The organism is Pseudomonas putida NBRC 14164, assembly GCF_000412675.1.
Classification (GTDB): domain Bacteria; phylum Pseudomonadota; class Gammaproteobacteria; order Pseudomonadales; family Pseudomonadaceae; genus Aquipseudomonas; species Aquipseudomonas putida.
The window spans coordinates 5,161,799-5,185,368 of sequence record NC_021505.1; the positions used below are offsets into that span (position 1 = coordinate 5,161,799).

At 63.4% G+C, this 23,570-nt stretch carries 20 protein-coding genes and 1 tRNA gene; 11 read left to right on the forward strand and 10 right to left on the reverse strand.

What is annotated here, in order from left to right; genetic code table 11:
• Nucleotide 1: 1 nt before the first annotated feature.
• The 7 genes from ispE to PP4_RS22935 all read left to right on the forward strand — a co-directional run bounded on the left by ispE (nucleotide 2) and on the right by PP4_RS22935 (nucleotide 6,378).
• Complete coding sequence (gene ispE, locus PP4_RS22905; RefSeq protein WP_016501509.1) at nucleotides 2-862, forward strand: 4-(cytidine 5'-diphospho)-2-C-methyl-D-erythritol kinase; 861 nt, start codon at nucleotides 2-4, stop codon at nucleotides 860-862.
• A 20-nt stretch (nucleotides 863-882) separates the two neighbouring features.
• A tRNA-Gln gene (locus PP4_RS22910) sits at nucleotides 883-957 on the forward strand.
• Nucleotides 958-1,005: 48 nt separating this feature from the next.
• The gene (locus tag PP4_RS22915; RefSeq protein WP_003247410.1) at nucleotides 1,006-1,947 is read left to right on the forward strand and encodes a ribose-phosphate pyrophosphokinase; all 942 of its coding nucleotides are present in this window, start codon (nucleotides 1,006-1,008) and stop codon (nucleotides 1,945-1,947) included.
• 118 nt (nucleotides 1,948-2,065) lie between these two features.
• Nucleotides 2,066-2,659 (forward strand): 50S ribosomal protein L25/general stress protein Ctc, encoded by a 594-nt coding sequence (locus PP4_RS22920; RefSeq protein WP_041167868.1) that lies wholly within the window; start codon nucleotides 2,066-2,068, stop codon nucleotides 2,657-2,659.
• Nucleotides 2,660-2,738: 79 nt separating this feature from the next.
• Nucleotides 2,739-3,323, forward strand: a complete 585-nt coding sequence (pth, locus tag PP4_RS22925) for an aminoacyl-tRNA hydrolase (protein ID WP_016501511.1) — start codon at nucleotides 2,739-2,741, stop codon at nucleotides 3,321-3,323.
• Nucleotides 3,324-3,347: 24 nt separating this feature from the next.
• Nucleotides 3,348-4,448, forward strand: coding sequence for a redox-regulated ATPase YchF (gene ychF / locus PP4_RS22930; RefSeq protein WP_016501512.1), 1,101 nt, complete (start codon nucleotides 3,348-3,350; stop codon nucleotides 4,446-4,448).
• 217 nt (nucleotides 4,449-4,665) lie between these two features.
• Complete coding sequence (locus tag PP4_RS22935; protein WP_016501513.1) at nucleotides 4,666-6,378, forward strand: SulP family inorganic anion transporter; 1,713 nt, start codon at nucleotides 4,666-4,668, stop codon at nucleotides 6,376-6,378.
• A gap of 27 nt (nucleotides 6,379-6,405) precedes the next feature.
• Here PP4_RS22935 and PP4_RS22940 read toward each other — a convergent pair whose 3' ends face one another.
• From PP4_RS22940 to ycaC, 7 genes are all read right to left on the reverse strand, one after another.
• Nucleotides 6,406-7,428 (reverse strand): DUF2955 domain-containing protein, encoded by a 1,023-nt coding sequence (locus PP4_RS22940; RefSeq protein WP_016501514.1) that lies wholly within the window; start codon nucleotides 7,426-7,428, stop codon nucleotides 6,406-6,408.
• Nucleotides 7,418-8,506, reverse strand: coding sequence for an HlyD family secretion protein (locus PP4_RS22945; RefSeq protein WP_016501515.1), 1,089 nt, complete (start codon nucleotides 8,504-8,506; stop codon nucleotides 7,418-7,420). Before PP4_RS22945 ends, PP4_RS22940 begins: the two co-directional genes overlap by 11 nt.
• Nucleotides 8,503-10,017 (reverse strand): efflux transporter outer membrane subunit, encoded by a 1,515-nt coding sequence (locus PP4_RS22950; protein WP_016501516.1) that lies wholly within the window; start codon nucleotides 10,015-10,017, stop codon nucleotides 8,503-8,505. The genes PP4_RS22945 and PP4_RS22950 overlap by 4 nt, the downstream gene beginning before the upstream one ends.
• A 3-nt stretch (nucleotides 10,018-10,020) precedes the next feature.
• Nucleotides 10,021-11,118 (reverse strand): AI-2E family transporter, encoded by a 1,098-nt coding sequence (locus PP4_RS22955; protein WP_016501517.1) that lies wholly within the window; start codon nucleotides 11,116-11,118, stop codon nucleotides 10,021-10,023.
• Nucleotides 11,119-11,157: 39 nt separating this feature from the next.
• Nucleotides 11,158-12,354, reverse strand: coding sequence for a monovalent cation:proton antiporter-2 (CPA2) family protein (locus tag PP4_RS22960; protein WP_016501518.1), 1,197 nt, complete (start codon nucleotides 12,352-12,354; stop codon nucleotides 11,158-11,160).
• A gap of 36 nt (nucleotides 12,355-12,390) precedes the next feature.
• The gene (gene ppk2 / locus PP4_RS22965; protein WP_016501519.1) at nucleotides 12,391-13,209 is read right to left on the reverse strand and encodes a polyphosphate kinase 2; all 819 of its coding nucleotides are present in this window, start codon (nucleotides 13,207-13,209) and stop codon (nucleotides 12,391-12,393) included.
• 105 nt (nucleotides 13,210-13,314) lie between these two features.
• Nucleotides 13,315-13,935: an isochorismate family cysteine hydrolase YcaC gene (gene ycaC / locus PP4_RS22970; protein WP_016501520.1), complete on the reverse strand. Its 621-nt coding sequence runs from the start codon at nucleotides 13,933-13,935 to the stop codon at nucleotides 13,315-13,317.
• Between the two features lie 312 nt (nucleotides 13,936-14,247).
• Between ycaC and PP4_RS22975 the strand changes: the two genes are divergently transcribed.
• The 4 genes from PP4_RS22975 to PP4_RS22990 all read left to right on the forward strand — a co-directional run bounded on the left by PP4_RS22975 (nucleotide 14,248) and on the right by PP4_RS22990 (nucleotide 19,090).
• Nucleotides 14,248-14,637, forward strand: coding sequence for a YybH family protein (locus PP4_RS22975; RefSeq protein WP_016501521.1), 390 nt, complete (start codon nucleotides 14,248-14,250; stop codon nucleotides 14,635-14,637).
• 93 nt (nucleotides 14,638-14,730) lie between these two features.
• On the forward strand, nucleotides 14,731-16,230 hold the full coding sequence (locus PP4_RS22980) for a purine-cytosine permease family protein (RefSeq protein WP_016501522.1): 1,500 nt from the start codon (nucleotides 14,731-14,733) through the stop codon (nucleotides 16,228-16,230).
• A 13-nt stretch (nucleotides 16,231-16,243) separates the two neighbouring features.
• Nucleotides 16,244-17,674: an aldehyde dehydrogenase family protein gene (locus PP4_RS22985; protein ID WP_016501523.1), complete on the forward strand. Its 1,431-nt coding sequence runs from the start codon at nucleotides 16,244-16,246 to the stop codon at nucleotides 17,672-17,674.
• Between the two features lie 198 nt (nucleotides 17,675-17,872).
• Nucleotides 17,873-19,090, forward strand: coding sequence for a DUF3422 domain-containing protein (locus tag PP4_RS22990; protein ID WP_016501524.1), 1,218 nt, complete (start codon nucleotides 17,873-17,875; stop codon nucleotides 19,088-19,090).
• Nucleotides 19,091-19,119: 29 nt separating this feature from the next.
• On the opposite strand, the gene PP4_RS22995 is transcribed toward PP4_RS22990, so the two are convergent.
• The 3 genes from PP4_RS22995 to PP4_RS23005 all read right to left on the reverse strand — a co-directional run bounded on the left by PP4_RS22995 (nucleotide 19,120) and on the right by PP4_RS23005 (nucleotide 23,497).
• Nucleotides 19,120-21,531: a DUF3772 domain-containing protein gene (locus PP4_RS22995; RefSeq protein WP_016501525.1), complete on the reverse strand. Its 2,412-nt coding sequence runs from the start codon at nucleotides 21,529-21,531 to the stop codon at nucleotides 19,120-19,122.
• 56 nt (nucleotides 21,532-21,587) lie between these two features.
• Nucleotides 21,588-22,640: a bifunctional DNA-binding transcriptional regulator/O6-methylguanine-DNA methyltransferase Ada gene (gene ada / locus PP4_RS23000; protein WP_016501526.1), complete on the reverse strand. Its 1,053-nt coding sequence runs from the start codon at nucleotides 22,638-22,640 to the stop codon at nucleotides 21,588-21,590.
• 230 nt (nucleotides 22,641-22,870) lie between these two features.
• Nucleotides 22,871-23,497, reverse strand: coding sequence for a DNA-3-methyladenine glycosylase family protein (locus tag PP4_RS23005; RefSeq protein ID WP_016501527.1), 627 nt, complete (start codon nucleotides 23,495-23,497; stop codon nucleotides 22,871-22,873).
• Nucleotides 23,498-23,570 lie beyond the last annotated feature (73 nt).

Here is a 23,570-nt window from a genome sequence, read left to right on the forward strand (position 1 = left end):
CATGCAGAAAATCACCCTGCCCGCCCCGGCCAAGCTCAACCTGTGGCTGCATATCATCGGCCGTCGCGCGGATGGTTATCACGAGCTGGAAACCGTGTTCCAGTTTCTCGACCATGGCGACGAACTGAGTTTCGCCGTTCGTGACGATGGCGTGATCCGCCTGCACACCGAGATCGAGGCCGTGCCGCACGACAGCAACCTGATCGTGCGTGCCGCACGCAAGTTGCAGGAACAGTCCGGCAGCCCACTGGGCGCCGACATCTGGCTGACCAAGGTGCTGCCCATGGGTGGCGGCATCGGCGGCGGCAGTTCGGACGCCGCTACCACCCTGCTGGCCCTCGCCCACCTGTGGCAACTGGACTGGGACGAAGACCGCCTGGCCGCATTGGGCCTGAGCCTGGGCGCCGACGTACCGGTATTCGTACGCGGCCATGCGGCGTTCGCCCAGGGCGTGGGCGAGCAACTGACCCCGGTCGACCCGCACGAGCCCTGGTATGTCGTGCTGGTGCCGCAAGTGTCTGTCAGTACAGTAGAAATTTTTTCACATCCGCAGTTGACACGTGATTCCCTCCCCCTTAATATGCGCCCCGTTCCCGAGGGAAACAGTCGAAATGACTGCCAACCGGTGGTAGAGCAGAGTTATCCAGAAGTTCGCAATGCGTTGAATTCACTGGGTAAATTCACTGAGGCTCGACTAACCGGCACTGGAAGTTGTGTGTTTGGGGCCTTCCCAAACAAAGCCGAAGCTGATAAAGTTCTGGCCCTTCTTTCAGCGACCCAAACAGGGTTTGTGGCGAAAGGAAGCAATATTTCGATGTTGCATCGCAAGCTACAAAGTCTGGTCAAGAAGTCGAGCGCATAAGCGTTCGCAGCAACAGATACAGGGGCGTCGCCAAGCGGTAAGGCAGCAGGTTTTGATCCTGCCATGCGTTGGTTCGAATCCAGCCGCCCCTGCCATTTTCCTTATACTCATCCAGGTATACCCTCAGCCTTCAGGTACTGCGCGTGTCCAAGATGATGGTCTTTACGGGGAACGCTAACCCCGATCTGGCTCGGCGTGTCGTACGTCAGCTGCATATCCCTCTCGGTGACGTCTCTGTCGGTAAATTCTCCGACGGCGAGATCAGCACTGAGATCAATGAAAATGTTCGCGGTAAAGACGTTTTCATTATTCAGCCGACTTGTGCCCCGACCAACGATAACCTGATGGAACTGGTAGTGATGGCCGACGCCTTCCGCCGCTCCTCAGCATCCCGAATCACCGCCGTGATTCCTTACTTCGGATATGCCCGCCAGGACCGCCGTCCGCGTTCGGCACGTGTAGCCATCAGCGCCAAAGTTGTCGCTGACATGCTCACTGTCGTAGGTATCGACCGTGTACTCACCGTCGACCTGCACGCTGACCAGATCCAAGGCTTCTTCGATATCCCCGTCGACAACATCTACGGCTCGCCCGTACTTGTCGATGACATCGAAGACCAGCGTTTCGAGAACCTGATGATCGTCTCCCCGGACATTGGTGGTGTCGTGCGCGCACGTGCCGTTGCCAAGTCCCTGGGCGTCGACCTGGGTATCATCGACAAACGCCGCGAGAAGGCTAACCACTCCGAGGTTATGCACATCATCGGCGACGTCGAAGGGCGCACCTGCATCCTGGTAGACGACATGGTCGACACCGCCGGCACCCTGTGCCACGCGGCCAAAGCCCTGAAAGAGCACGGCGCTGCCAAGGTTTACGCCTACTGCACGCACCCTGTCCTGTCGGGCCGCGCGATCGAGAACATCGAGAAGTCGGTACTGGACGAGCTGGTGGTGACCAACACCGTTCCACTGTCCGCCGCTGCTCAAGCCTGTGACCGTATCCGCCAGCTGGATATCGCACCGGTTGTGGCTGAAGCGGTCCGCCGCATCAGCAATGAAGAATCGATCAGCGCGATGTTCCGCTAAGCGGAACGCGTGTTGATGTGAAGCGCCCCGCCCCAACATGTGTTGGGGCGGGGCTTTTTTGCCATCCCCGTTGGCGCTGGTCGCAAACGCCTTCGGGGGGCTATTTTGGAGAAACAAAATGACTGATTTTATTCTGAACGCCCAAGCGCGTACTGACCTGGGGAAAGGTGCGAGCCGCCGCCTGCGTCATGCGCTGAGCATCCCGGCCGTTGTCTACGGTGGTGATAAAGAAGCTCAATCCCTGACCATCGTGGCCAAGGAAATCACCAAGCTGTTCGAAAACGAAGCTGCTTTCAGCCACGTTATCGAGCTGAATGTTGACGGCGTCAAGCAGAACGTCATCATCAAGGCCATGCAGCGCCACCCAGCCAAGCAGTTCATCATGCACGCCGACTTCGTTCGCGTTGTTGCTGGCCAGAAACTGACCGCTGTTGTTCCAGTGCACTTCATCAACGAAGAAGCACCGGTCAAAAAAGGCGGCGAGATCTCCCACGTTGTTGCCGAGATCGAAGTTTCCTGCGAAGCCAAAGACCTGCCTGAGTTCATCGAAGTTGACCTGGCCAACGCCGAAGTCGGCACCATCATCCACCTGTCGGACCTGAAAGCTCCGAAAGGCGTAGAGTTCGTAGCTCTGGCCCACGGTGATGACAAAGCTGTTGCCAACGTTCACGCTCCACGCGTTGCTCCAGAAGCAGAAGGCGCTGCCGAGTAATCCACTCGCACGCCGGCGTTGATCGGGTTACAGTGCCGCGCGCACTGTGACCCACCAACTCCAAGGAAGAGCCCCTGACGTGACCGCCATCCAGTTGATCGTCGGCCTGGGTAACCCCGGCCCCGAATACGAACAGACCCGGCATAACGCAGGGGCTCTTTTCGTTGAACGCATTGCCAGCGCCCAGCGTATTTCGCTCACCGCTGACAAAAAGTATTTCGGCCTGACGGCTAAATTCAGCCATCAGGGCAACGACGTTCGTTTGTTGATCCCCACCACCTACATGAACCGCAGCGGCCAGTCCGTAGCGGCCTTGGCCAATTTCTTCCGCATCAAGCCGGAAGCAATCCTGGTGGCACACGACGAACTCGACCTGCCTCCGGGCGTTGCCAAGCTCAAGCGCGGCGGCGGCCATGGTGGGCACAACGGCCTGCGCGACATCATCGCGCAGCTCGGCAACCAGAACGACTTCCACCGCCTGCGGCTTGGCATTGGCCACCCGGGCGACGCCAAACTGGTCTCCAACTTCGTCCTGGGCCGCGCGCCGCGCGCCGAGCAGGAGAAGCTCGACGCCAGCATCGATTTTGCCCTCGGCGTGCTGCCGGACGTGCTTGCCGGCGACTTTGCCAAGGCGATGCGCGAACTGCACAGCCAGAAGGCCTGAATTCCTTTAGAGAGGGGAATACCCATGGGTTTCAATTGCGGCATCGTCGGCCTGCCCAACGTCGGCAAGTCCACCCTGTTCAACGCACTGACCAAGTCTGGCATCGCGGCGGAGAACTTCCCTTTCTGCACCATCGAGCCAAACAGCGGCATCGTGCCGATGCCCGACGCTCGTCTGGCTGCGCTGGCTGAGATCGTCAAGCCAAACCGCATCCTGCCGACCACCATGGAATTCGTCGACATCGCCGGCCTGGTTGCCGGTGCCTCGAAAGGCGAAGGCCTGGGTAACAAGTTCCTCGCCAACATCCGCGAGACCGACGCCATTGCCCACGTGGTGCGCTGCTTCGAAGACGAGAACGTGATTCACGTTTCCAACAGCGTCGACCCCAAGCGTGACATCGAGATCATCGACCTCGAACTGATCTTCGCCGACCTCGATAGCTGCGAGAAGCAACTGCAGAAGGTTACCCGCAACGCCAAAGGCGGCGACAAGGAAGCCTTGGCGCAGAAAGCCATTCTGGAAAAGCTGATCCCGCACTTCACCGAAGGCAAGCCTGCGCGCAGCCTGATGAAGAACATGGCTGACGACGAAAAAACCGTCATCCGTGGCTTCCACCTGCTGACCAGCAAGCCGGTGATGTACATCGCCAACGTCGCCGAAGACGGCTTCGACAACAACCCGCACCTGGACGTGGTCAAGGCCATTGCCGAGGAAGAAGGCGCTGTGGTTGTACCGGTGTGCAACAAGATCGAAGCAGAAATCGCCGAGCTCGACGACGGCGAAGAGAAGGACATGTTCCTCGAGGCCCTGGGCCTGGAAGAGCCTGGCCTGAACCGCGTGATCCGCGCCGGTTACGAGCTGCTGAACCTGCAGACCTACTTCACTGCCGGCGTGCAGGAAGTACGTGCCTGGACCGTTCGCATCGGTGCCACCGCACCGCAAGCGGCCGGGGTTATCCACACCGACTTCGAAAAAGGCTTCATCCGCGCTGAAGTGGTGGCCTATGACGACTTCATCCAGTTCAAGGGTGAAAGCGGTGCCAAGGAAGCCGGTAAATGGCGCCTGGAAGGCAAGGACTACATCGTCAAGGACGGCGACGTGATGCACTTCCGCTTCAACGTCTGATGAATCCCGTGGAATTCCACGGTACTTGAAAGACTTCAAAACCCCCGTAATCGCCAAGCGATACGGGGGTTTTGTGTGTAAGGGCCATGCATTTGCAGCACCGGCCGAGAAAAAGCCGGGGCCAGGGTGTTGCTTGGTCAGCGATGGGCCGCAAAGCGGCCCCCGATGTCAGCATCTAAGCTGTGATAGAGCACCCTCCTCCCCCAGAGCCCGCGCCATGCCCGAACCACCGCGCTTCCACTGGCAACGCTGGCTGCCCGGCCTGGTCACCCTGCTCCACTACCAACGCGCCTGGCTAGCCAAGGACATCGCCGCCGGCCTGGTGCTGACCACCATGCTGGTACCCGTGGGCATCGCCTACGCCGAAGCGTCCGGCGTACCCGGTATCTACGGCCTGTACGCCACCATCATCCCGTTGCTGGCCTACGCCTTGTTCGGCCCTAGCCGCATCCTTGTGCTGGGCCCGGACTCGGCACTGGCCGCGCCGATCCTGGCGGTGGTGGTGCAGTACGCTGCCAGCGACCCGCAGCGGGCAATCGCCATCGCCAGCATGATGGCGCTGGTCGCCGGGGCGTTCTGTGTGATTGCCGGGCTGCTGCGCCTAGGCTTCATCACCGAGCTGCTGTCCAAGCCGATCCGCTATGGCTACATGAACGGCATCGCCCTGACGGTGTTAATCAGCCAACTGCCCAAACTGTTCGGTTTGTCCGTGGACAGCCAAGGCCCACTGCGGGATATCTGGAACCTGATTCAGGCCTTGCTCGCCGGGCAGGGGCATTGGCCAAGCTTCATGGTCGGTGGCGCCAGTTTGGCGCTGATCCTGCTGCTCAAGCCATTCAATCGCCTGCCAGGCATCCTCATTGCCGTGGTACTGGCCACGCTGGCGGTGAGCCTGCTGGGGCTAGACCAGCAAGGCGTGAAAGTGCTCGGCAAGTTGCCGCAAGGGCTGCCCAGCTTTGCCTTGCCCTGGGTCACCGATATCGACTTGGTGGAGGTGCTGCTTGGCGGCATCGCGGTGGCGCTGGTGTCGTTCGCCGATACCAGTGTGCTGTCACGTTCCTATGCCGCACGGCTGAAAATGCCGGTCAACCCGAACCAGGAAATGTTTGGCCTGGGCGTAGCCAACCTCGCCTCGGGGCTGTTTCAGGGCATCCCCATCAGCAGCAGCGCGTCGCGCACACCGGTGGCCGAAGCTGCCGGTTCGCAAACCCAGCTCACCGGCATTATCGGTGCACTGGCGGTCACCCTGTTGCTGCTGGTGGCGCCCAACCTGATGCAGCACCTGCCCAACAGCGCCCTGGCGGCTGTGGTGATTGCCGCAGCAGTGGGGCTGTTCGAGTTCGCCGACCTCAAACGTATATTTCGCATGCAGCAGTGGGAGTTCTGGCTGTCGTTCACCTGCTTCGTCGGCGTGGCGGTGTTTGGCGCCATTCCCGGTATCTGCATTGCGGTGGCAATAGCGGTGATCGAGTTCCTGTGGGACGGCTGGCGGCCACACCATGCAGTGCTGGGCCGGGTGGACGGCACCCGGGGGTACCACGATGTGCAGCGTTATCCACAGGCACGACGCATTCCGGGGCTGGTGTTGCTGCGTTGGGACGCGCCGCTGTTCTTTGCCAATGCCGAGCAGTTCCAGAGCACAGTGATGGCGGCTGTAGACGAGTCGCCGACGCCGGTGCAGCGGCTGCTAATAGCTGCGGAACCGGTGACCAGTATCGACATCACCTCGGCAGACATGCTGGCCGAGCTGGACCGGGCACTGGAGGCACGAGGGGTGGAATTGCAGTTTGCCGAGATGAAAGACCCGGTGAAGGACAAGATGCGGCGGTTCGGGTTGTTTCAGCATATGGGGGAAAAGGCCTTTCACCCCACGGTGGGTGCCGCTGTGGATGCCTATCTGGAAGAAAGTGGGGTTGATTGGCAGCCCTAGGTTCTCTGTGCTGGCTGCTTCGCGGACTCACCCGCGAAGCAGCGCACGCCGAGCACGAAGCCGGTCAATCCAGATCAACATGGCACTGGCATACACCGAGACCGCCAGAAACAAGGCCATGCGCACCGCAAAGGCCTTGTACACATCCTGCCCACCCGCACTGTCCTGCACCGACTGCCCCAGCAAGATCAGCAGGGTCGTCAGGCAACTGACCCAGTACGCCGGGCTCTGCCGGTTGGGCACGGCCTGATACAGCCGCCGCGCCAGCCACAGGACGAACAGCAGCACCCAGAGGAAGAACATCCACAAGTGCACGAACAGGCCCAACGCGCCCCACATCAGTATCGCCAACAGGCCGGCAAGCAAGGTCGAACCAATCAGCTCTCGGCTGGCATGCCGTGCGCGGGTTTCCTCGGCCTGCTGCCCCAGGCTTACCGCCTTCATGATCAGCGGCATGTACTGGTCCGGGGCAATCAGCGCCAGCAGAAACGCAGGCATCACGATCAGCGTGGCGCGCAATGCCACCCAGCTGACATGCTCGCTGCCCGGCAGCGGTGGTACAGGTTGCGCCGGTGCTCCCGCAGGTTCGGGAAACAGCACATGCGCCAGCGCCGTGCCCAGCACTGCCAGCAGCATGCCTTTGGCCAGCGCTTCGACCACCGACAGCGCCAAGGTGAAGTCGCTGGTGCCGGCGGCGGCGATCATGGTCAGGCCGACCACCAGCAAGTTGGCCAGCAGGCCGTTGCCGCCCTCAAGGGCGTAGCGCAAGGTGAGAAAAACGCCTACGCCCACCAGCAACACCCCGCTCAGCGGTGCGTGGCGCAACAGCGGAATCAGCAACAGCCCGCTGCCACAGGCGAGCAGTACCAGCACCGCCAGGGCCGGCGCCGCTCGCAGGGGCAGTGGCTGGCTGCGCATGGCCAGCAACAGCACGGCGAACACCGGTGCCAGGATCGGCACCGGCAAGCCAATGCCAAAACTCACCGCCAGGCACAGCGCCACACCCCAGGCCAGGCGCAGGGCGCGCAGGCGACGCAATTCAATAGGCATAGGACAACCAGCTCATCAACCACATGAACAGCCGGCCCAGAAGGTTCAGCGGGTTACCTTCGCTGGGCAGCGCCATGACCTCTGCCTGCCCGCCTACCCGCAGCCCGCGCTTGTCCGGCAACTGATCACGCTCCAGCTCGACAATCACCGGAAAGCGCTGGGCCGAACGCAGCCACTCGCGGCTGTTCTGCACTGTGGGCAATGTGCCCGGCGGAGTGCTCTGGCCCACGCTCACCCCGTAGCCGATGCTGCGAATACGCCCCTTCAACACGGTACCGGGCAATGCATCAAGCACTACCAGCACCGGGGTGTCGGGGCGCAGGCGGCCTAGGTTGTTCTCGGTCATGTCGGCACTTATCCACACGTCATGGATTGTGATCAGCGTCATCATCGGGCTGCCAGCCCCGACATAGTGGCCAACGTCGGTACGCAAATCGGTGATCAGCCCGTTGGCGTCGGCGCGCACCACAGTACGGGCAAGGTCCAGGCGAGCCTTTTCCACGTTGGCTGCGGCACTGCGCAACTGGGCGTTATCATCTTGCGCACCGCCCTGCTGCTCACGGGCGCGCTCCACTTCGGCACGGGCCGCCGCCACCTGGCTGATGGCCTGGTCGCGGGTAGCCTGGGCGCCTTCCAGCCGGCGCACCGATACCGTGCCTGGGTCCTCATCGATCAGGCGCTTGAGCCGCTCGGCATCCTGCCGCGCCTTGCGCTCGTTGGCCTGGGCTGCCACCAGCGCCGCCTGGGCCGAATCGATGCCGGCGGTACTGGCGCCGATCTGCCGGCGCACCGTATCGAGGTCTGCTTCGGCGCGGGCCAAGGCAATGCGGTACTGCTCCTGGTCGAGTTCGAACAGCACATCGCCCTGGTGCACGTCCTGGTTGTTGCCTACTGCCACCCGCTTGATCTGCCCTGCCACCTCGGCGGCCACCGGCACCACGTAGGCCTGCAGGCGCGCCTGCTGGGTGTAAGGCGTGAAGCGGTCGGCCAGCAGGTACCAGAGCAGGCTCACGGCGATCAGCAGCAGTACCCAGCGCATGCCGCGATCAGGGGCTGGCGGGGGTGTGGCGTCGCTCATTGGCTTTCACCTTTTGCATGTGCGGTGTGGGCTGGCGGGTGGAGCAGGTCGCCCCAGTCGGTACGTTGCTGCATCTGCTGACGCGTGGCTGGGTCGATCGGTGCGCGGCTGGTGTCCCAGCCACCGCCCAAGGCCTTGTACAAGGTCACCAGGCTGCTGACGGCATTACCGCGGCTGATCAGGTAGCCGTCCTGTTGCTGCAATAGCAGTTGCTGGGCGTCGAGCACGCGTTGGAAGTCGGCGAAGCCTTCGCGGTACTGCGAGCTGGCCAGGTTCAGCGAGCGTTGCGCAGCCTGGGAGGCCTGGTCGCGAATGGCTGCACTCTGTAGCGAGCGCACCAGCCCACTGGCAGCATCGTCGGCCTCGCGGGCGGCTTCGCGCACGCCCTGGTGGTACAGCTCGATCAGTTGCTGCAAGCGGGCATCCTCTACCCGCACCGCGTTCTTGCGCCGGCCGTAGTCGAACGGGTTCCAGATCAGGCTGGGCCCGGCGGCGATGTCGAAGGTATTGGGCAGGTGGCTGGCCGATAAAAAGGTCCAGCCGATGCTGCCCAGCAAGCTCAGCTGTGGATAAAGATCAGCCTCGGCCACACCGACCAACGCCGACTGCGCCGCCACCGCCTGCTCGGCCGCGCGGATATCCGGGCGGCGCTGCAACAGGCTGGCAGGTACGCCCTGCAGCACTGCGCGGTCTGGTAAAGGCAGCTGGCCATGGCCGGCCTCCAGCTGCGCCAGCGGCCCGGGTGGGCGGCCCAGCAATGAACACAGCACGTTGCGCAGCGCGTTGAGCTGGTTCTCGAATTCGGGGATGGTGGCCAGGGTCGCCAGGTATTGAGTGCGCGCTTGCTGCCAGTCGAGTTCGTCATTCTCGCCATGGCGGAACAGCCGTTCGGTAATCTCCAGGCTACGCGCCTGGCGCTTGCCGTTCTCTTGCGCGATCGCCAGCCGCGCCTCGGCGGTTCGCAGGGCAAAGTAGGTGTCGGCCACTTGTGCACGCAACAGCAGCATGGCGTCGGCATAGTTGGCCTGTGAGGCGAAGTAAACGGCATCGGCGCTTTCGATGGCGCGACTGAAGCGGCCCCAGAAGTCGATTTCCCAGCCGATGTCGAAGCCGACGCTGGATTGCCAGAACACCGAATCGCGCGCAGTGGCCGTGCCGGACTGGTTTTGCTTCAGGTACAGGCTCTGCGCACCCAGCTGCTGCAGCTGTGGATAACGCCCGGTCTGCACGATGGCCAACTGGGCGCGGGCTTCAGCAATGCGCAGGCCAGCCACACGCAGGTTGGTGTTATTGGCGTCGGCCTCGGCAATCAGCGCGTCCAGCATCGGGTCGGCAAACACCGCCCACCACTGGCGCAGGTCGGGTGTTGCGGCGCTACGCCCTGCCTGCTCCAGCAATGGCGTGCTCCAGCCGTCCAGCCACGGCACCTGGGGCTTTTCGAAATCCGGGCCGACCTGGGTGCAGCCGGCCAGCACCATCAGCAGGCCCAGGCCACAGCGGCGGTTGGGCATGGCTCAGGCAGCGGGTGGTGCCGGTTGCTCCGGCACCTGCAGCGCAACCCATTGCCAGAACAACACGTAGGTTACGCCAAGGATCACCGGGCCGATGAACAAGCCGATGATGCCTTTGACCACCATGCCGCCCAGTGCCCCGATCAGCACCACCGGCATCGGTACGTCCACACCGCGCCCCAGCAGCAGCGGCTTGAGCACGTTGTCGGCCAGCCCGGCGACAAAGGTGTAGATGGCGAAGATGATGGTCGCCACCGTGAAGCCTTCGACGTTGAACACGTAGATGATCACCGGCACCGTGACCAGGGTAGCGGGCGCCTGGGCAATCCCCAGCATGAGGATGACGATGGCCAGCATGCCGGCCCCGGGCACCCCTTTGACCACAAAGCCAACGCCGATCAGCAGCATCTGGATGAAGGCGATGCCGATCACGCCCTGCGCCACCGCGCGAATGGTGGCGGTACACAACTTGGCCAAGGGTTTGCCGCGCTCTTCGCCCGATACCCGCATGGCAATACGCTGCGCGGCGACTTCGCCGCGGTCACCGAAGGCCATGATGACTCCGGAAATGATTATGGCACCGATGAACAGAAAAAAGGCCGCACCGGCGCTGGCCGCAGCGCCTAATACCGTAAGCCCGGCACCCTTGATTTGCGGCATCCACTGATTCAGTACGCTGGCCATGTTTTCGGAGGCCGCCAACCATAGCGCATACACCTTCGGCCCGATCAGTGGCCAGGCGGCCACAGACTCAGGTGGCGTCGGCACGCTCCACGCCCCGCTCTTGAGCAACGTCACCAGGCTGTCCACCGACTCGCCGATGGACATTACCACCAGATAGATCGGCACCAGCAGCACCACCAATACCAGTAACACCACCAGCGTCGCGGCATAGCCATGCTTGAGCCCGGTACGGCGCTGAAGGCGGCAATGCAACGGGTACAAGGTAACCGCCAGGATCACCGCCCACAGCATCAGCTCGAGGAACGGCTGGAACACCTGGAAGGCGAATATCACCAGGCCGGCCACCAGACCCGCCTTGATCAACACATCGAGCAGGCCCCGCGACAGCGCACTGTCAAGCTTGATACCCGGTTGCATGCTGCACCTCCGAACGTTCTGTTCGCCGTGTGTCTCGATTCAGTGCTCCGTTTCCGGGGCTGCCTGCGCAGGTGGTACGTCTTGCAGCCGTCGCGCCAGGGCCATCATCACCAACGGCACCACGGCCATCGACAGGGTGATGGCCAGTACCAGCAAGTCATGCACTTGTGGTGACAACACCTGATGGTCCCGCGCCAGCTTGAACACCACGAAGGCAAACTCGCCCCCAGAGGCCAGCACCACGCCCAGGCACAGCGCCTGGGACGGGTTGAGGCCTCCGGCCATGCGCCCCAGGCCATACAGCAACGGCAGCTTGATACCCACCAGCAGCAGCGTCAGCCCCAACACCGCCAGCGGCATGCCCAACAGCAGGTGCAAGTCGGCGCTCATCCCCACGCCCACGAAGAACAGCCCCAGCAGCAAGCCTTTGATGGGTTCGATCTGGGTTTCCAGTTCGTGGCGAAACGGCGACTCGGCCATCAGCACGCCGGCCAGAAATGCCCCTAGCGCCATCGATACGCCCACGTGCTCCATCAACCAAGCAGTGCCCAGCACCACCAGCAAGGCCGTGGCGGTCGACAGCTCGGGCAAGCCCGAACCCACGGTCCACTTGAAAACCGGGGTCAACAGATAGCGACCAAAGATAATCAGAACCCCAATGCCCACAGCCACAGCCAGCAACGGCCAGGCCCCTTCGTCGGCAGTGCTGACATTGCCACCGAGCAGCGGCACCACGGCAATCAAAGGAATGGCTGCGATGTCCTGGAACAACAGGATGGCCACAGCCAGGCGGCCGTGCGGTTTGCCCAGGTCCTTGCGCTCGGCCAGTACCTGCAGGCCAAACGCGGTGGAAGACAGCGCCAGGCCCACGCCCAGCACGATGGCGGCCGGACGCGACTGGTCGAACAGCCAATAGGCCAGTAGCCCAAGCACCACGGCGCTCAGCCCCACTTGCAGCGTACCCACACCGAACAGCGCCCGGCGCATGGTCCACAAGCGCCGGGGCGATAGCTCCAGGCCAATGACGAACAGCAGCATCACCACGCCCATCTCTGACAGACGCGCCACGTTATCGGGGTTGTTCAGCAGGCCGAGCACCGAGGGGCCGATGAGCATGCCGGCCAGCAGATACCCAGGCACAGCGCCCATCCGCAAACGCTGCGCCAGTGGCACCAGAAGCACCACGGCCAGAAGGAACACCACCGTCGCCTGCAACAGGCTGCCGTCATGTGGCATGAGCTCTTACCCTCGCAGCTCCCCGCAGGGAGGGGTTCAGAAGCGTTCTTCGACGACCTTGAACGGGTAGGCCACAGCCTTGTACTTGCCGATCTTGCCGCGCTTGGGCAGCTTCACCACCTGGTCACGGGTGATGTCCTTGTACGGAATCCGGCTGAGCAGATGGCTGATGATGTTCAGGCGGGCGCGGCGTTTATCGTTGGAATGGGCCATGAACCACGGCGCCCAGGCGGTATCCGACGCGGCGAACATGTCGTCACGCGCCTGGGTGTAGTCATCCCAGCGGGTATACGACTTGAGGTCCATGGGCGAAAGCTTCCACAGCTTGCGGCCATCGTTGATGCGATCCTGCAGGCGCAGGGTCTGCTCCTCGGCGCTGACCTCGAGCCAGTACTTGATGAGGATGATCCCCGACTCGACCATGACCTTTTCGAACACAGGCACACCGGTGAGGAACTTGTCGACGAGTTCGTCGGAGCAAAAGCCCATTACCCGCTCGACGCCCGCACGGTTGTACCAGCTGCGATCGAAGATCACCACCTCGCCCGCTGCGGGCAAATGCCCCAGGTAGCGCTGCAGGTACATCTGGGTTTTTTCCCGCTCGGTCGGTGCCGGCAGCGCCACCACGCGAAACACTCGAGGGCTGACGCGCTCGGTAATGGCCTTGATGGTGCCGCCCTTGCCGGCGCCATCGCGGCCTTCGAAGACGATGCATACCTTCAGCCCCTTGGCCACCACCCACTCCTGCAACTTCACCAGCTCCACATGCAGGTGCTTGAGCGCTTTCTCGTACGCCTTGCCGCCCAGTTTTTCTGGCTGTTCCTGGGTGGGTTTCTTCCTGGACGGCTTCGACATGACACTCTCCTGAAGGCGAATGAAGAGTCAGTATGGTCGATCCATGACGGTTTGCCGCTTCGCTTGCAGATTGGTGAAGGGCTGCCTTGCAGCCCCCACGAGGCGCTATTTGGCCAGCTTGTTGTAACTGGTCATCAGGTTGCGATAGTCCGGGATATGGTTGGAGAACAGCGTCCCCAACCCTTCGATGTCATTGCGCCAGTCGCGGTGCAGCTCGCATGCCACGCCAAACCAGGTCATCAACTGCGCCCCGGCCGCCTCCATGCGCCGCCAGGCCGAATCACGGGTCAGTTCGTTGAAGGTGCCGGAGGCGTCAGTGACGACGAACACCTCAAAGCCCTCCTCCAGCGCCGACAAGGCCGGGAACGCCACGCACACCTCGGTGACCACACCAGCAATCAGCAGCTGCTTCTTGCCAGTGGCTTTTACCGCTTTGACGAAATCTTCGTTGTCCCAGGCGTTGATGTTGCCGGGGCGTGCGATGTAGGGGGCGTCAGGGAACTGCTCTTTCAGCTCCGGCACCAGCGGGCCGTTGGGGCCGGTCTCGAAGCTGGTGGTGAGGATGGTTGGCAGCTTGAAATACTTGGCCAGGTCGGACAGGGCCAGCACGTTGTTCTTGAAGCGGTCGGGGTCGATGTCCCTTACCAGCGAGAGCAGGCCGGTCTGGTGATCGACCAGCAGCACGGCGACGTTGTTCTTGTCCAGACGCTTGTATTGGAAGGCCACGGTGAACTCCTTGCTTCAGCGGGTTGGGAGTATCAGCGTAGGCAAGGATCAAGGGTGGGACAGACCGTCAGTCGGTTCGCTTGTTGCTGCCTGTACCGGCCTCATCGCCGGCAAGCCAGCTCCCACAAGGTACTGTGCCTTGCTTGGGCACCGCGCAAGCCCGCTTTCACAGAGTGCAGGCCGTATAGCATCTGCGCCCTGACATCACTTCACAAATTCCTGAACTGATTATTTGCCTCCAGCGATTTGTTCCCTCGCCAACCATCACCAGAATCGCTTCACCATAATCACAAAAACCGTGAGGCCACTCCCGTGGACCAGACCCTTCAGGTGCGCCAAGCCGCCGCCAACCTCGTTGCCGCGTTCGCCAGCAACGACACCGCCCGCTATTTCGCCTGTTTCAGCGAAGACGCCACGTTCCTCTTCCACACCTTGCCGCAACCGCTGCTGTCGCGCCGTGCCTACGAAGACCTCTGGGCGCAGTGGCAGGCCGAAGGTTTTGCCGTGCTTGCCTGCGAGTCGGGCAATGCCCACGTGAGCCTGCAAGGTGACGTGGCGATCTTCATGCACGATGTGGCCACGCATATCCGCATCGCCGGCGAGGAACACCAGTTGAGCGAACGCGAGACCATCGTCTTCCGCCACCAGGGTGACCAGTGGCTGGCCTGCCATGAGCACCTGTCGGTCGTCTCGCCGGCCTGATCACCTTTTTACGCGGCCCTGCCGCCCTGCCATCGCACCCACAAGAAGGCCCGCGCACGCGCAGGCCCACAACAACCGCGCTGGAGCATCACCATGAGCCACTCGACCGGTATCGAGACCAACGGTGTCGAACAGATCCCCGACGATCAACGCGACGCCTCCCCGCTGGACCTGTTCCGCCTGATTTTCGGCGGCGCCAATACCTTCGCCACCGCCGTGCTGGGCAGCTTCCCCGTGCTGTTCGGGCTGTCGTTCCAGGCGGGTGTGTGGGCCATTCTGCTCGGCGTTGGCGTGGGCGCGCTGATTCTTGCGCCAATGGGGTTGTTTGGTGCGCTTAACGGCACCAACAACGCCGTGTCGTCGGGCGCACACTTTGGCGTGCACGGGCGTATCGTCGGCTCGTTCCTGTCGCTGCTCACGGCGGTGGCGTTCTTCTCGCTGTCGGTGTGGAGCTCGGGCGATGCCCTGGTCGGCGGCGCCAAGCGCCTGGCCGGCCTGCCGGAAACCGACCTCACCCTGGGCCTGGCCTACGGCCTGTTCGCGGTGCTGGTACTGGTGGTGTGCATCTTCGGCTTTCGCTTCATGCTGTGGGTCAACAAGATTGCCGTGTGGGCTTCAAGCCTGCTGTTCCTGCTGGGCATCGTTGCCTTTGCCGGGCCGTTCGACGCCAGCTACGCAGGTAGCGTCAACCACGGCCAGGCGGGCTTCTGGGCGGCGTTCGTCGGCGCAGCGATCCTGGCCATGAGCAACCCGGTGTCGTTCGGCGCCTTCCTGGGCGACTGGTCGCGCTATATCCCGCGAGCAACACCCAAGACGCGCATCATGCTGGCGGTGATTGCCGCCCAGGGCGCAACGCTGATTCCGTTCCTGTTCGGCCTTTGCACCGCCACCTTGGTCGCGACCCAGGCACCGGACTACATCGCCGCCAACAACTATGTGGGTGGCCTGCTGGCGGTGGCGCCAAGCTGGTTCTTCCTGCCGGTGTGCCTGATTGCGGTGATCGGCGGCATGTCCACCGGCACCACTGCGCTGTATGGCACCGGCCTGGACATGTCCAGCGTGTTCCCGCGCCTGCTCAGCCGCGCCGGCGCCACGCTGCTGATCGGCGTGCTGGCGATCGGCTTCATTTTCATCGGCCGTTTCACCTTCAACCTGGTGCAGAGCGTGTCGACCTTTGCGGTACTCATCATCACCTGCACCAGCCCGTGGATGGTGATCATGATCCTCGGCCTGATCACTCGCCGCGGCTTCTACCACGCCGATGACCTGCAGGTATTCACCCGCGGCCAGCGTGGCGGCCATTACTGGTTCCTGCATGGCTGGAACTGGCGCGGCATGGGGGCGTGGCTCCCCAGCGCGGCGGTCGGCCTGTGCTTCGTCAACCTGCCGGGGCAATTCGTCGGCCCGCTGGGCGACCTGGCTGGCGGCATCGACCTGAGCCTGCCGGTCACCCTGGGGCTGGCTGGCGTGATGTACCTGCTGCTGCTCAACCTGTTCCCTGAACCTGCTGGCGTGTATGGCCCCCGGGGCCCGCGTTGGGTGCGTTGCAAAAGCACCGCGCACACGCCTGTGACCACTGCCGAAATGGCCTGACTGGAAACCGACCATGACCAATTCCCACTACATCGCCGGCCGCTGGGTCGAAGGCCAAGGCAGCGACTGCATCAGCGTCAACGACCCTGCGCTGGGGCAACCGTTCGCCGAGTTCATGGCTGCCAGCGTGGCCCAGGTCGACCAGGCCGTAACCGCTGCCCGCAGCGCTCTGCCCGCCTGGAAAACCACCAGCGCCAGCGAACGCGCGGCCTACCTGCGCGGCTTTGCCGAACAGCTCGGGCACCGCCGCGAAGCGTTGATCACCTTGCAAATGCGCAACAACGGCAAGCCGCGCCACGAAGCCGAGATCGACCTGGACGACGCCATCGCCACCTTCGGCTACTACGCCGAGCTGGCCGAGCAACTGCCTGCCAAGAATCGCGACGTGCCACTGGCCGCCCCTGGCTTCACCGCGCGCACTCGCCTTGAGCCGGTGGGTGTGGTCGGCCTGATCGTGCCGTGGAACTTCCCGCTGGTGACCAGCGCCTGGAAGCTAGCCCCGGCGCTGGCTGCCGGCTGCACCGTGGTGCTCAAGCCATCGGAAGTCACCCCGCTGATCGAACAGGCCTACGGCCAGATCGCCGACGCCCTGGGCCTGCCGGCCGGGGTGCTGAACATCGTCAACGGCAAGGCCGAGACCGGCGCCGCACTGAGCAACCACAACGGCCTGGACAAACTGTCGTTCACCGGCAGCAACAGCGTCGGCAGCCAGGTAATGCGCAGCGCGTCGGCACAGTGCCGGCCGGTGACGCTGGAGCTGGGCGGCAAGTCGGCCATCGTGGTGTTTGACGATTGCGATGTCGATCAGGCGGTCGAGTGGATTGTCGCCGGTATCAGCTGGAACGCGGGGCAGATGTGTTCGGCCACCTCGCGGTTGCTGGTGCAGGACGGTATTGCCGATGCGCTGCTGCCACGCTTGCAGGCGGCACTGGAAAACCTGCGGGTTGGCAACACGCTGACCGAAGAGGTCGACATGGGCCCGCTGACCAGCCAGGCCCAGTGGCTGAAGGTGGCCGGCTACTTTGCCACGGCGCGGGAAGAAGGCTTGCAGTGCCTGGCCGGTGGCAAGGCGTTGGACCGCGACGGCTGGTTCGTCAGCCCTACGCTGTATACCGATGTGCCGAAACACAGCCGCCTGTGGACCGAGGAAATCTTTGGCCCGGTGCTGTGCGCACGCCGGTTTGCCAGTGAAGAGCAGGCGATTGCCGAGGCCAATGACAGCCGCTTCGGGCTGGTGGCGACCGTGTGCTCTGCCGATTTGCAACGCGCCGAGCGTGTGGCCGATGCGCTGGAGGTTGGCCATGTGTGGATCAACTCGGTGCAGGCGGTGTTCGTCGAAACCTCGTGGGGCGGTACCAAGGGTAGCGGGATCGGCCGCGAGCTGGGGCCTTGGGGCTTGTCCGCCTACCAATCGGTCAAGCATGTGACCCGGTGTTTGGGCTGAATTATCAGGGGCCGCTTTGCGGCCCTTTCGCAGGCAAGCCAGCTCCCACCAGTACGGCGCTGTCGTTGAAAGTTGCGCTGTACCCGCGAAGAGGCCGGCACAGGTAGAACAAAACTCCGCCCCGCGTGACTTTCCCCGCCCGCTGCAAAGTCCCACCTCCTGGTACCCCAACAATCACAACACCAGGCCGGACCACCCATGCACCCTCAACGTACCGCCTTGCACAACGAATTGCACGCCCGCCCGTCGCTTTACTTCGACGGCCCTGCGCATGTCTTCCACCTGGCCTTGCTCGGCGGTGATGCTGCCTGTGCAGCGCTGCTGCAACGCTGCTGCCCGGAGGCCCTGGACACCGCTGCCGCCCAAGGCATTACCCGCCTGGATGGCCACCCGTTCAAGTGGGAACGGCACACCGAGTTCTTCACCCTGACACTGGTGGTGCCGTGCGCTGCCACCGACACCGAATGGCGGCCCCTGCCTCCCGTGCTGGCCGAAGCCATCGCCCCACAGGCGGCGCAGGTGATCAACGCCGTGCAGGTGCTGGTGCGTGACGAACAGGGGCTTGAGCTGCCTCGCTACGGTTTCAAAGACCCGTGCGGCTCGTGCGTTGGCGGGGGCGATGCGGTGGTGTGGAGCGATTTCCGCCTGACCGAAGATGGCACCAACCGTTTCCTGTTCATCAACCGCCGCCTCAATGCCTACCGCCAGGGCCGAATGATCCGCCGTCTTCTGGAAATCGAGACGTACCGTATGATGGCCTCGCTGACCCTGGCCACGGCCAAGGCCCTGAGCCAAGAACTGGACACTTTCGACAAGACGTTGGTCAGCCTCTCGGAGCGCAGTGCCGGGGGGGACGGCCATGACTCCAAAGGGCTGCTGGACGCCATTGCCCACTTGTCACGCCAGGTGGTCAGCCACACGGTAAAAACCCGCCACCGCTTCGGCGCCACCCAGGCCTATGCGCAACTGGTGTTCGAACGCCTGGGCGAGCTGCGGGAAAGCCATGTAGGCGACTGCCAGCGCCTGGGGGTGTTCATCGAGCGGCGGTTCAAGCCGACTGTGCGCTATTGCGCGGCGACCGAGCAGCGGCTGGAGCAATTGGCGAAGAACGTGGCAAACCTGGGCGACCTGTTGCAGGCGCGTGTTCAGGTAGAAATGGAAGAACAGAACGCCGAGATCCTGAGCAGCCTCAATGCCCGGGCCGACGCCCAGGTGAAAATTCAGCGGGCGGTGGAGGGGCTGTCGATCATTGCCATCACCTACTACCTGCTGAATTTGTTCAAGCTGCTTTATGGCGGGCTTAATGTGCTGGGGTTGGGGCTGACGGCGCGGGATGGGTTGCTGGCCATGGCGCCGCCGGTGCTGCTGGTATTATTGGTGATTCTGCTGAGGATCAAGCAGGCCAAGCAGCATTGAATTCGGGGGGCGCTATGCGCCCCCCCGCTTTACACCGACTCGTCAGCGGGGCGCGTACCCTCTTGCACCAACACCATGCTCTGCGGCGAAGACAGCGGAATGCCTTCATCACGCAGGCGACCAAGAATGGTGAACAGCAGGTCGCTACGGGTGCCTGACACCTGCCGCGGCCCCGCCACGTAACCACTGACGCCAATCACCATGCCACTGGCCGTCAGGTCCTTGAACGACACCGAAGTGGCGGGCGCATCCAGAATCGCCTCATGCTCGTGGTACGCCGCCAGCAGCAACTCGCGTACCCGGTTGGCATCGGTCTCCAGTGGCAGGGTCAGGGTAATACCGACCACGCCCAGCGCATTGCCCATGGTCACGTTGCGCACGTTCTGCGAAATGAACTGCGAATTGGGCACGATCACCGTCGAGCGGTCGGACATCTGGATTTCGGTGGCACGCACATTGATGCGGCGGATATCACCCTCGACGCCCGCCAGGCTGACCCAGTCGCCCACCTTGACGGGGCGCTCGGTGAGCAGGATCAGGCCGGAGATGAAGTTCTGCACGATCTGCTGCAGACCAAAACCGATACCTACCGACAGGGCACTGACTACCCAGGTGAGGCTGGTGAGGTTGATGCGCAGGGTCGACATGACCAGCATGGCCAGGAACAGGAAGCCCAGGTAACCGACCAGGGTCACCAGCGAGGCGCGCATGCCGGCGTCCATGTCGGTTTCCGGCAGCAGGCGTTCACTCAGCCAGCGCTTGACTACGCGAATGGCGAACAGGCCACCGAAGAAAATCGCCAGGGCCAGCAGGATGTCCTGCGGCACGATGTTGAGGTTGCCAAGCAGCTTGCCGCCGGTGCCGTCCCAGTCACCCAGGCTCATCAGCAGCTCGCTGGGGCTGGTGCCCGACGGCATCAGCGCCAGCAACAGTGCCAGGAACAGCACGATGGTACGGCCGATGCCGGCCAGGATGGTGCTGGCCTGCGCCTGGTGGCGAGGCGCCAGGCCCAAGGTTGAGGCCAGCGCCAAACCACCTGGCTGACGTGGCGACAGCAAGGTTTCGCACAGGTCACCGAAGAAGGTGGTCAGCAAGTACGCACAGGTGACCACCAGGCTGACCCACAGCAATTTGGCGGTGAGGAAATAGGCGAGCGTCAGGTAGCCGGTAAGCAGTGCCAGCAAGATCAGCGTCAGCCAGACGACCATCACGAACGGGATCAGCCCGACCAGACCGGTGGGGCGCTCCAGGTCATGCTTGCGCAGGGTTCGGCGATAACGCAGCAGCGCGCCGGCAAAGATGAACGCCACGACCAGCGCGGTGAGGCCATTGACCGCCACGGTCAACGCCAGGCTGGCGCCGATGACGCTGTTGATGCGCTCCATGGTCATCATCACCATCAGCGCCAAGGCCAGTACCTTGGGGAACCAACCGAGCGCACTGGCCACTTCGTCATGCATCGGCGGCAGGCGCCAGGACGGGCGCTGCAGCATCAGCATGGCGCGGCCCAGGCCGGTGATGAAGGCGCTGAACACCACCAGGGTGAGAATGTGGTTGACCAGGCTGGCGATATCCGAGCCCAGCTCGGCGCTGCTCTCCAGCCCCCAGCGCAGCAGCGATACAGAGCCGGCAATGGTACCCAGGGTTGCCAGGCTGACGCCCAGGGCCAAGGCGCTGCGGCGCAAGCGGCCCTCGGGCAACCAGCCGACCATGGCCCTGGCCAGCAGGCGCTCGAGCACGCGCCGCACCAAGGTCCAGACCAGAATCGCCGCCACCAGGCTGGTAATGAACAGCCAGCGGTTTTCGGCGCTGAAGGCACTACCGATGGCGTCGGCCGCCTCGCCGCGCAGGTCACGCAGACGCGCCACGTCGTCCTGGGTGGGGCGGATGATGCTCTGCCAGAACGCCGGGGTCAGTGGCGAGGCCGCACGGCTGGTGATTTGCGAGTTGAACTGGCTACGGCGCAGGTTGACGATTTGCGTGGAAAGGTCGCGGGCCGACTGATTCAGCTTGGTGGCCTGGTCCTGCTGGGCTACCAGCGCTTTTTTCTCGGCCTCCAGCGCTTTGCGCTGCTGGGTCAGGGTGGCGGCTTCGTCCGGCTGCACCGGGCCGATGACCTTGAGCTTGTCCTCGAGCTTTTCTATGTCGGCGGTGCGCTGTGCACTCAGTGCATCCGCCTGGCGCTGAACCTGCATCGCCGCAAGGCGCAACTGGGACAGCAAGTCGTCGTTGGCCTCACTGGTGACGCCCTGGCGGATCAGGTCCAGCCGGTCGCTCAGCTGTTCGATGCTGGCGTTTTCATCCAGCGCTGGCGCTTCGGCAGCCGCAAGATTGGACAATGGCGTGGCCGGGGCCGACCAGGCCGGGCTGGCAATAACCAGCATCAGGGCCAGCAGGGCCATCAGGCCTGGGCAATAACGGGCAAGGCTCACACGCCTCATCGAAGTTTCCTCTTTACAACTCGATTTGGCGGGGGATTCTACGCGGCTTCAGGCAATCAGGAGAGTGCCGTCTCTCGCTTCAGGAGTTGCTGTTTGCGCTCGACACCCCAACGGTAGCCACTGATGTCGCCGTCCCGGCGCACCACCCGATGGCAGGGGATGGCCACCGCGATGTGGTTGGCCGCGCAGGCCATGGCCACCGCGCGCACCGCTTTGGGCGCACCGATACGCTCGGCAATATCGGTGTAGCTGACCCGGCTGCCGGCCGGCACCTCGCGCAACGCCTGCCACACCCGCTCCTGAAACGCCGTACCTTGCACATCCAGCGGCAGCGCCAGGCCCAACGCCGGGGCTTCGACAAAGCCCACCACTTCGGCGACCAACTGTTCGTAGGCGCTATCGCCACCGATCAAGCGGGCCTTGGGGAACTGGTCTTGCAGGTCGTGCAGCAGGCCCTCAGGGTCGTCGCCCAGCAAAATCGCGCAAATGCCCTTCTCGCTCTGGGCAACCAGGATGGCCCCCAGCGAACACTGGCCGAGGGCAAAGTGGATGGTGGCCCCTGCGCCGCCGGCACGGTACTGCCGGGGGCGCATGCCCAGGCGCTGATCGGCGCTTTCGTAGAAGCGGCTGTTGGAGTTGAAGCCGGCATCGTAGATGGCGTCGGTGACTGAACGCTGGCCATCTTCCAGGTGCTCACGCAGGCGCCGGGCACGGAAGGCGATGGCATAGGCCTTGGGGGTAACGCCGGTTTCGGCCTTGAACAGGCGGTGCAGGTGGAAGGGGCTTACGGCCAGTTGCGCACTGAGCTGGTCGAGGCTGGGCGCAGGGTCGATGGTTTCGATCAGGCGGCAGGCGCGGGTGACCAGTTGGCTGTGGCGGGTGGTGCTGGCCTTGCTGATACAACGCTTGCAGGCACGGTAACCCGCCGCTTCGGCGGCAGCGGGGGTGTCGTAGAACTCGACATTGGTGCGCTTGGCCATGCGTGATTTGCAGCCGGGGTGGCAGTAGACGCCGGTGGTGCGGACGGCGTAGACGAAGTGGCCCGTAGCGGTGGAGTCGCGGGACTCCACGGCTTGCCAGCGTTGGTCGGGGGTGATGTAGAGATTCATGGGTTAGCATCCAGATAAGTTGTCGCCTGTACCGGCCCTTTCGCGGGTAAACCCGCTCCCACAGAGACTGCACAAGGCTCGAGCATTGGGCAGTCCCTGTGAGTTACCTGTACTGGCCTCTTCGCGGGCATGCCCGCTCCCACAGGGACTGCACAGGGCTCGAACCCGGCAGAGGTACCTGTGGGAGCGGGTTCACCCGCGAAGGGGCCCGTTCAGGCGATGCAAAAACCTCAGGCCCGCCACAGGTACCAGGCCGCCACGGTTCGAAACGGCCGCCAGCCGCCGCCCAGCGAGCGCATCTGCGCAGGTGTCGGCGCCTTGTCCAGCCCCTTCAGCCGTCGGTACCCCTCGCGCACGCCAAAATCGTCCACCGGCAGAATGTCCGAACGCTCCAGGCTATAGATCAGCAGCATCTCCACCGTCCATCGCCCTACCCCGCGCAAGGCTACCAGGCGTTCGATCAGGGCTTCGTCGGCCATGGCCAATGCCTCTTCCCGCGTCGGCACCAGGCCTTCCAGCCGTGCCTGGGCAATGCCTTGCACCGTGGCCATCTTGCTTGCCGAGAACCCACAGGCGCGCAGGGTTTCCGGGCTGACCGTCAGCAACTGCTGTGGCGTCGGGAACGCAACCTCCGGAAACAATGCCAGCAACCGGCCAAGGATCGCTTCGGCAGCCCGGGCATGCAGTTGCTGGTAGGCAATAGCCCGCACCAACGCTTCGTAAGGCTCACGCCCCGGCGTGGCCTGGTGCAGGCAGGGCCCGGTTGCAGCAATGTGCCGCGACCAGTCCGGGTCGAGCGCTGCCAAATATCGAGTGGCCTCGCAGTAGGCCTCGGGTGAAAGGTCGGCCAGAATCATGGCGCCTCCAACAGGTTGAATGCAGGCCCAGCTTAGCTCAGCCGTTCATCGGCTAAACCCCGCTTCTTGCGCG

Coding starts and splice junctions, on each gene's coding strand:
- PP4_RS22960 (WP_016501518.1), bottom strand. CDS start 12,354: ATGCCACATGACGGCAGCCTGTTGCAGGCGACGGTGGTGTTCCTTCTG.
- ppk2 (WP_016501519.1), bottom strand. CDS start 13,209: ATGTCGAAGCCGTCCAGGAAGAAACCCACCCAGGAACAGCCAGAAAAA.
- ychF (WP_016501512.1), top strand. CDS start 3,348: ATGGGTTTCAATTGCGGCATCGTCGGCCTGCCCAACGTCGGCAAGTCC.
- PP4_RS22950 (WP_016501516.1), bottom strand. CDS start 10,017: ATGCCCAACCGCCGCTGTGGCCTGGGCCTGCTGATGGTGCTGGCCGGC.
- PP4_RS23005 (WP_016501527.1), bottom strand. CDS start 23,497: ATGATTCTGGCCGACCTTTCACCCGAGGCCTACTGCGAGGCCACTCGA.
- PP4_RS22980 (WP_016501522.1), top strand. CDS start 14,731: ATGAGCCACTCGACCGGTATCGAGACCAACGGTGTCGAACAGATCCCC.
- PP4_RS22995 (WP_016501525.1), bottom strand. CDS start 21,531: ATGAGGCGTGTGAGCCTTGCCCGTTATTGCCCAGGCCTGATGGCCCTG.
- PP4_RS22985 (WP_016501523.1), top strand. CDS start 16,244: ATGACCAATTCCCACTACATCGCCGGCCGCTGGGTCGAAGGCCAAGGC.
- PP4_RS22945 (WP_016501515.1), bottom strand. CDS start 8,506: ATGAGCGACGCCACACCCCCGCCAGCCCCTGATCGCGGCATGCGCTGG.
- PP4_RS22990 (WP_016501524.1), top strand. CDS start 17,873: ATGCACCCTCAACGTACCGCCTTGCACAACGAATTGCACGCCCGCCCG.
- PP4_RS22920 (WP_041167868.1), top strand. CDS start 2,066: ATGACTGATTTTATTCTGAACGCCCAAGCGCGTACTGACCTGGGGAAA.
- PP4_RS22940 (WP_016501514.1), bottom strand. CDS start 7,428: ATGCCTATTGAATTGCGTCGCCTGCGCGCCCTGCGCCTGGCCTGGGGT.
- ada (WP_016501526.1), bottom strand. CDS start 22,640: ATGAATCTCTACATCACCCCCGACCAACGCTGGCAAGCCGTGGAGTCC.
- PP4_RS22955 (WP_016501517.1), bottom strand. CDS start 11,118: ATGCAACCGGGTATCAAGCTTGACAGTGCGCTGTCGCGGGGCCTGCTC.
- PP4_RS22935 (WP_016501513.1), top strand. CDS start 4,666: ATGCCCGAACCACCGCGCTTCCACTGGCAACGCTGGCTGCCCGGCCTG.
- ispE (WP_016501509.1), top strand. CDS start 2: ATGCAGAAAATCACCCTGCCCGCCCCGGCCAAGCTCAACCTGTGGCTG.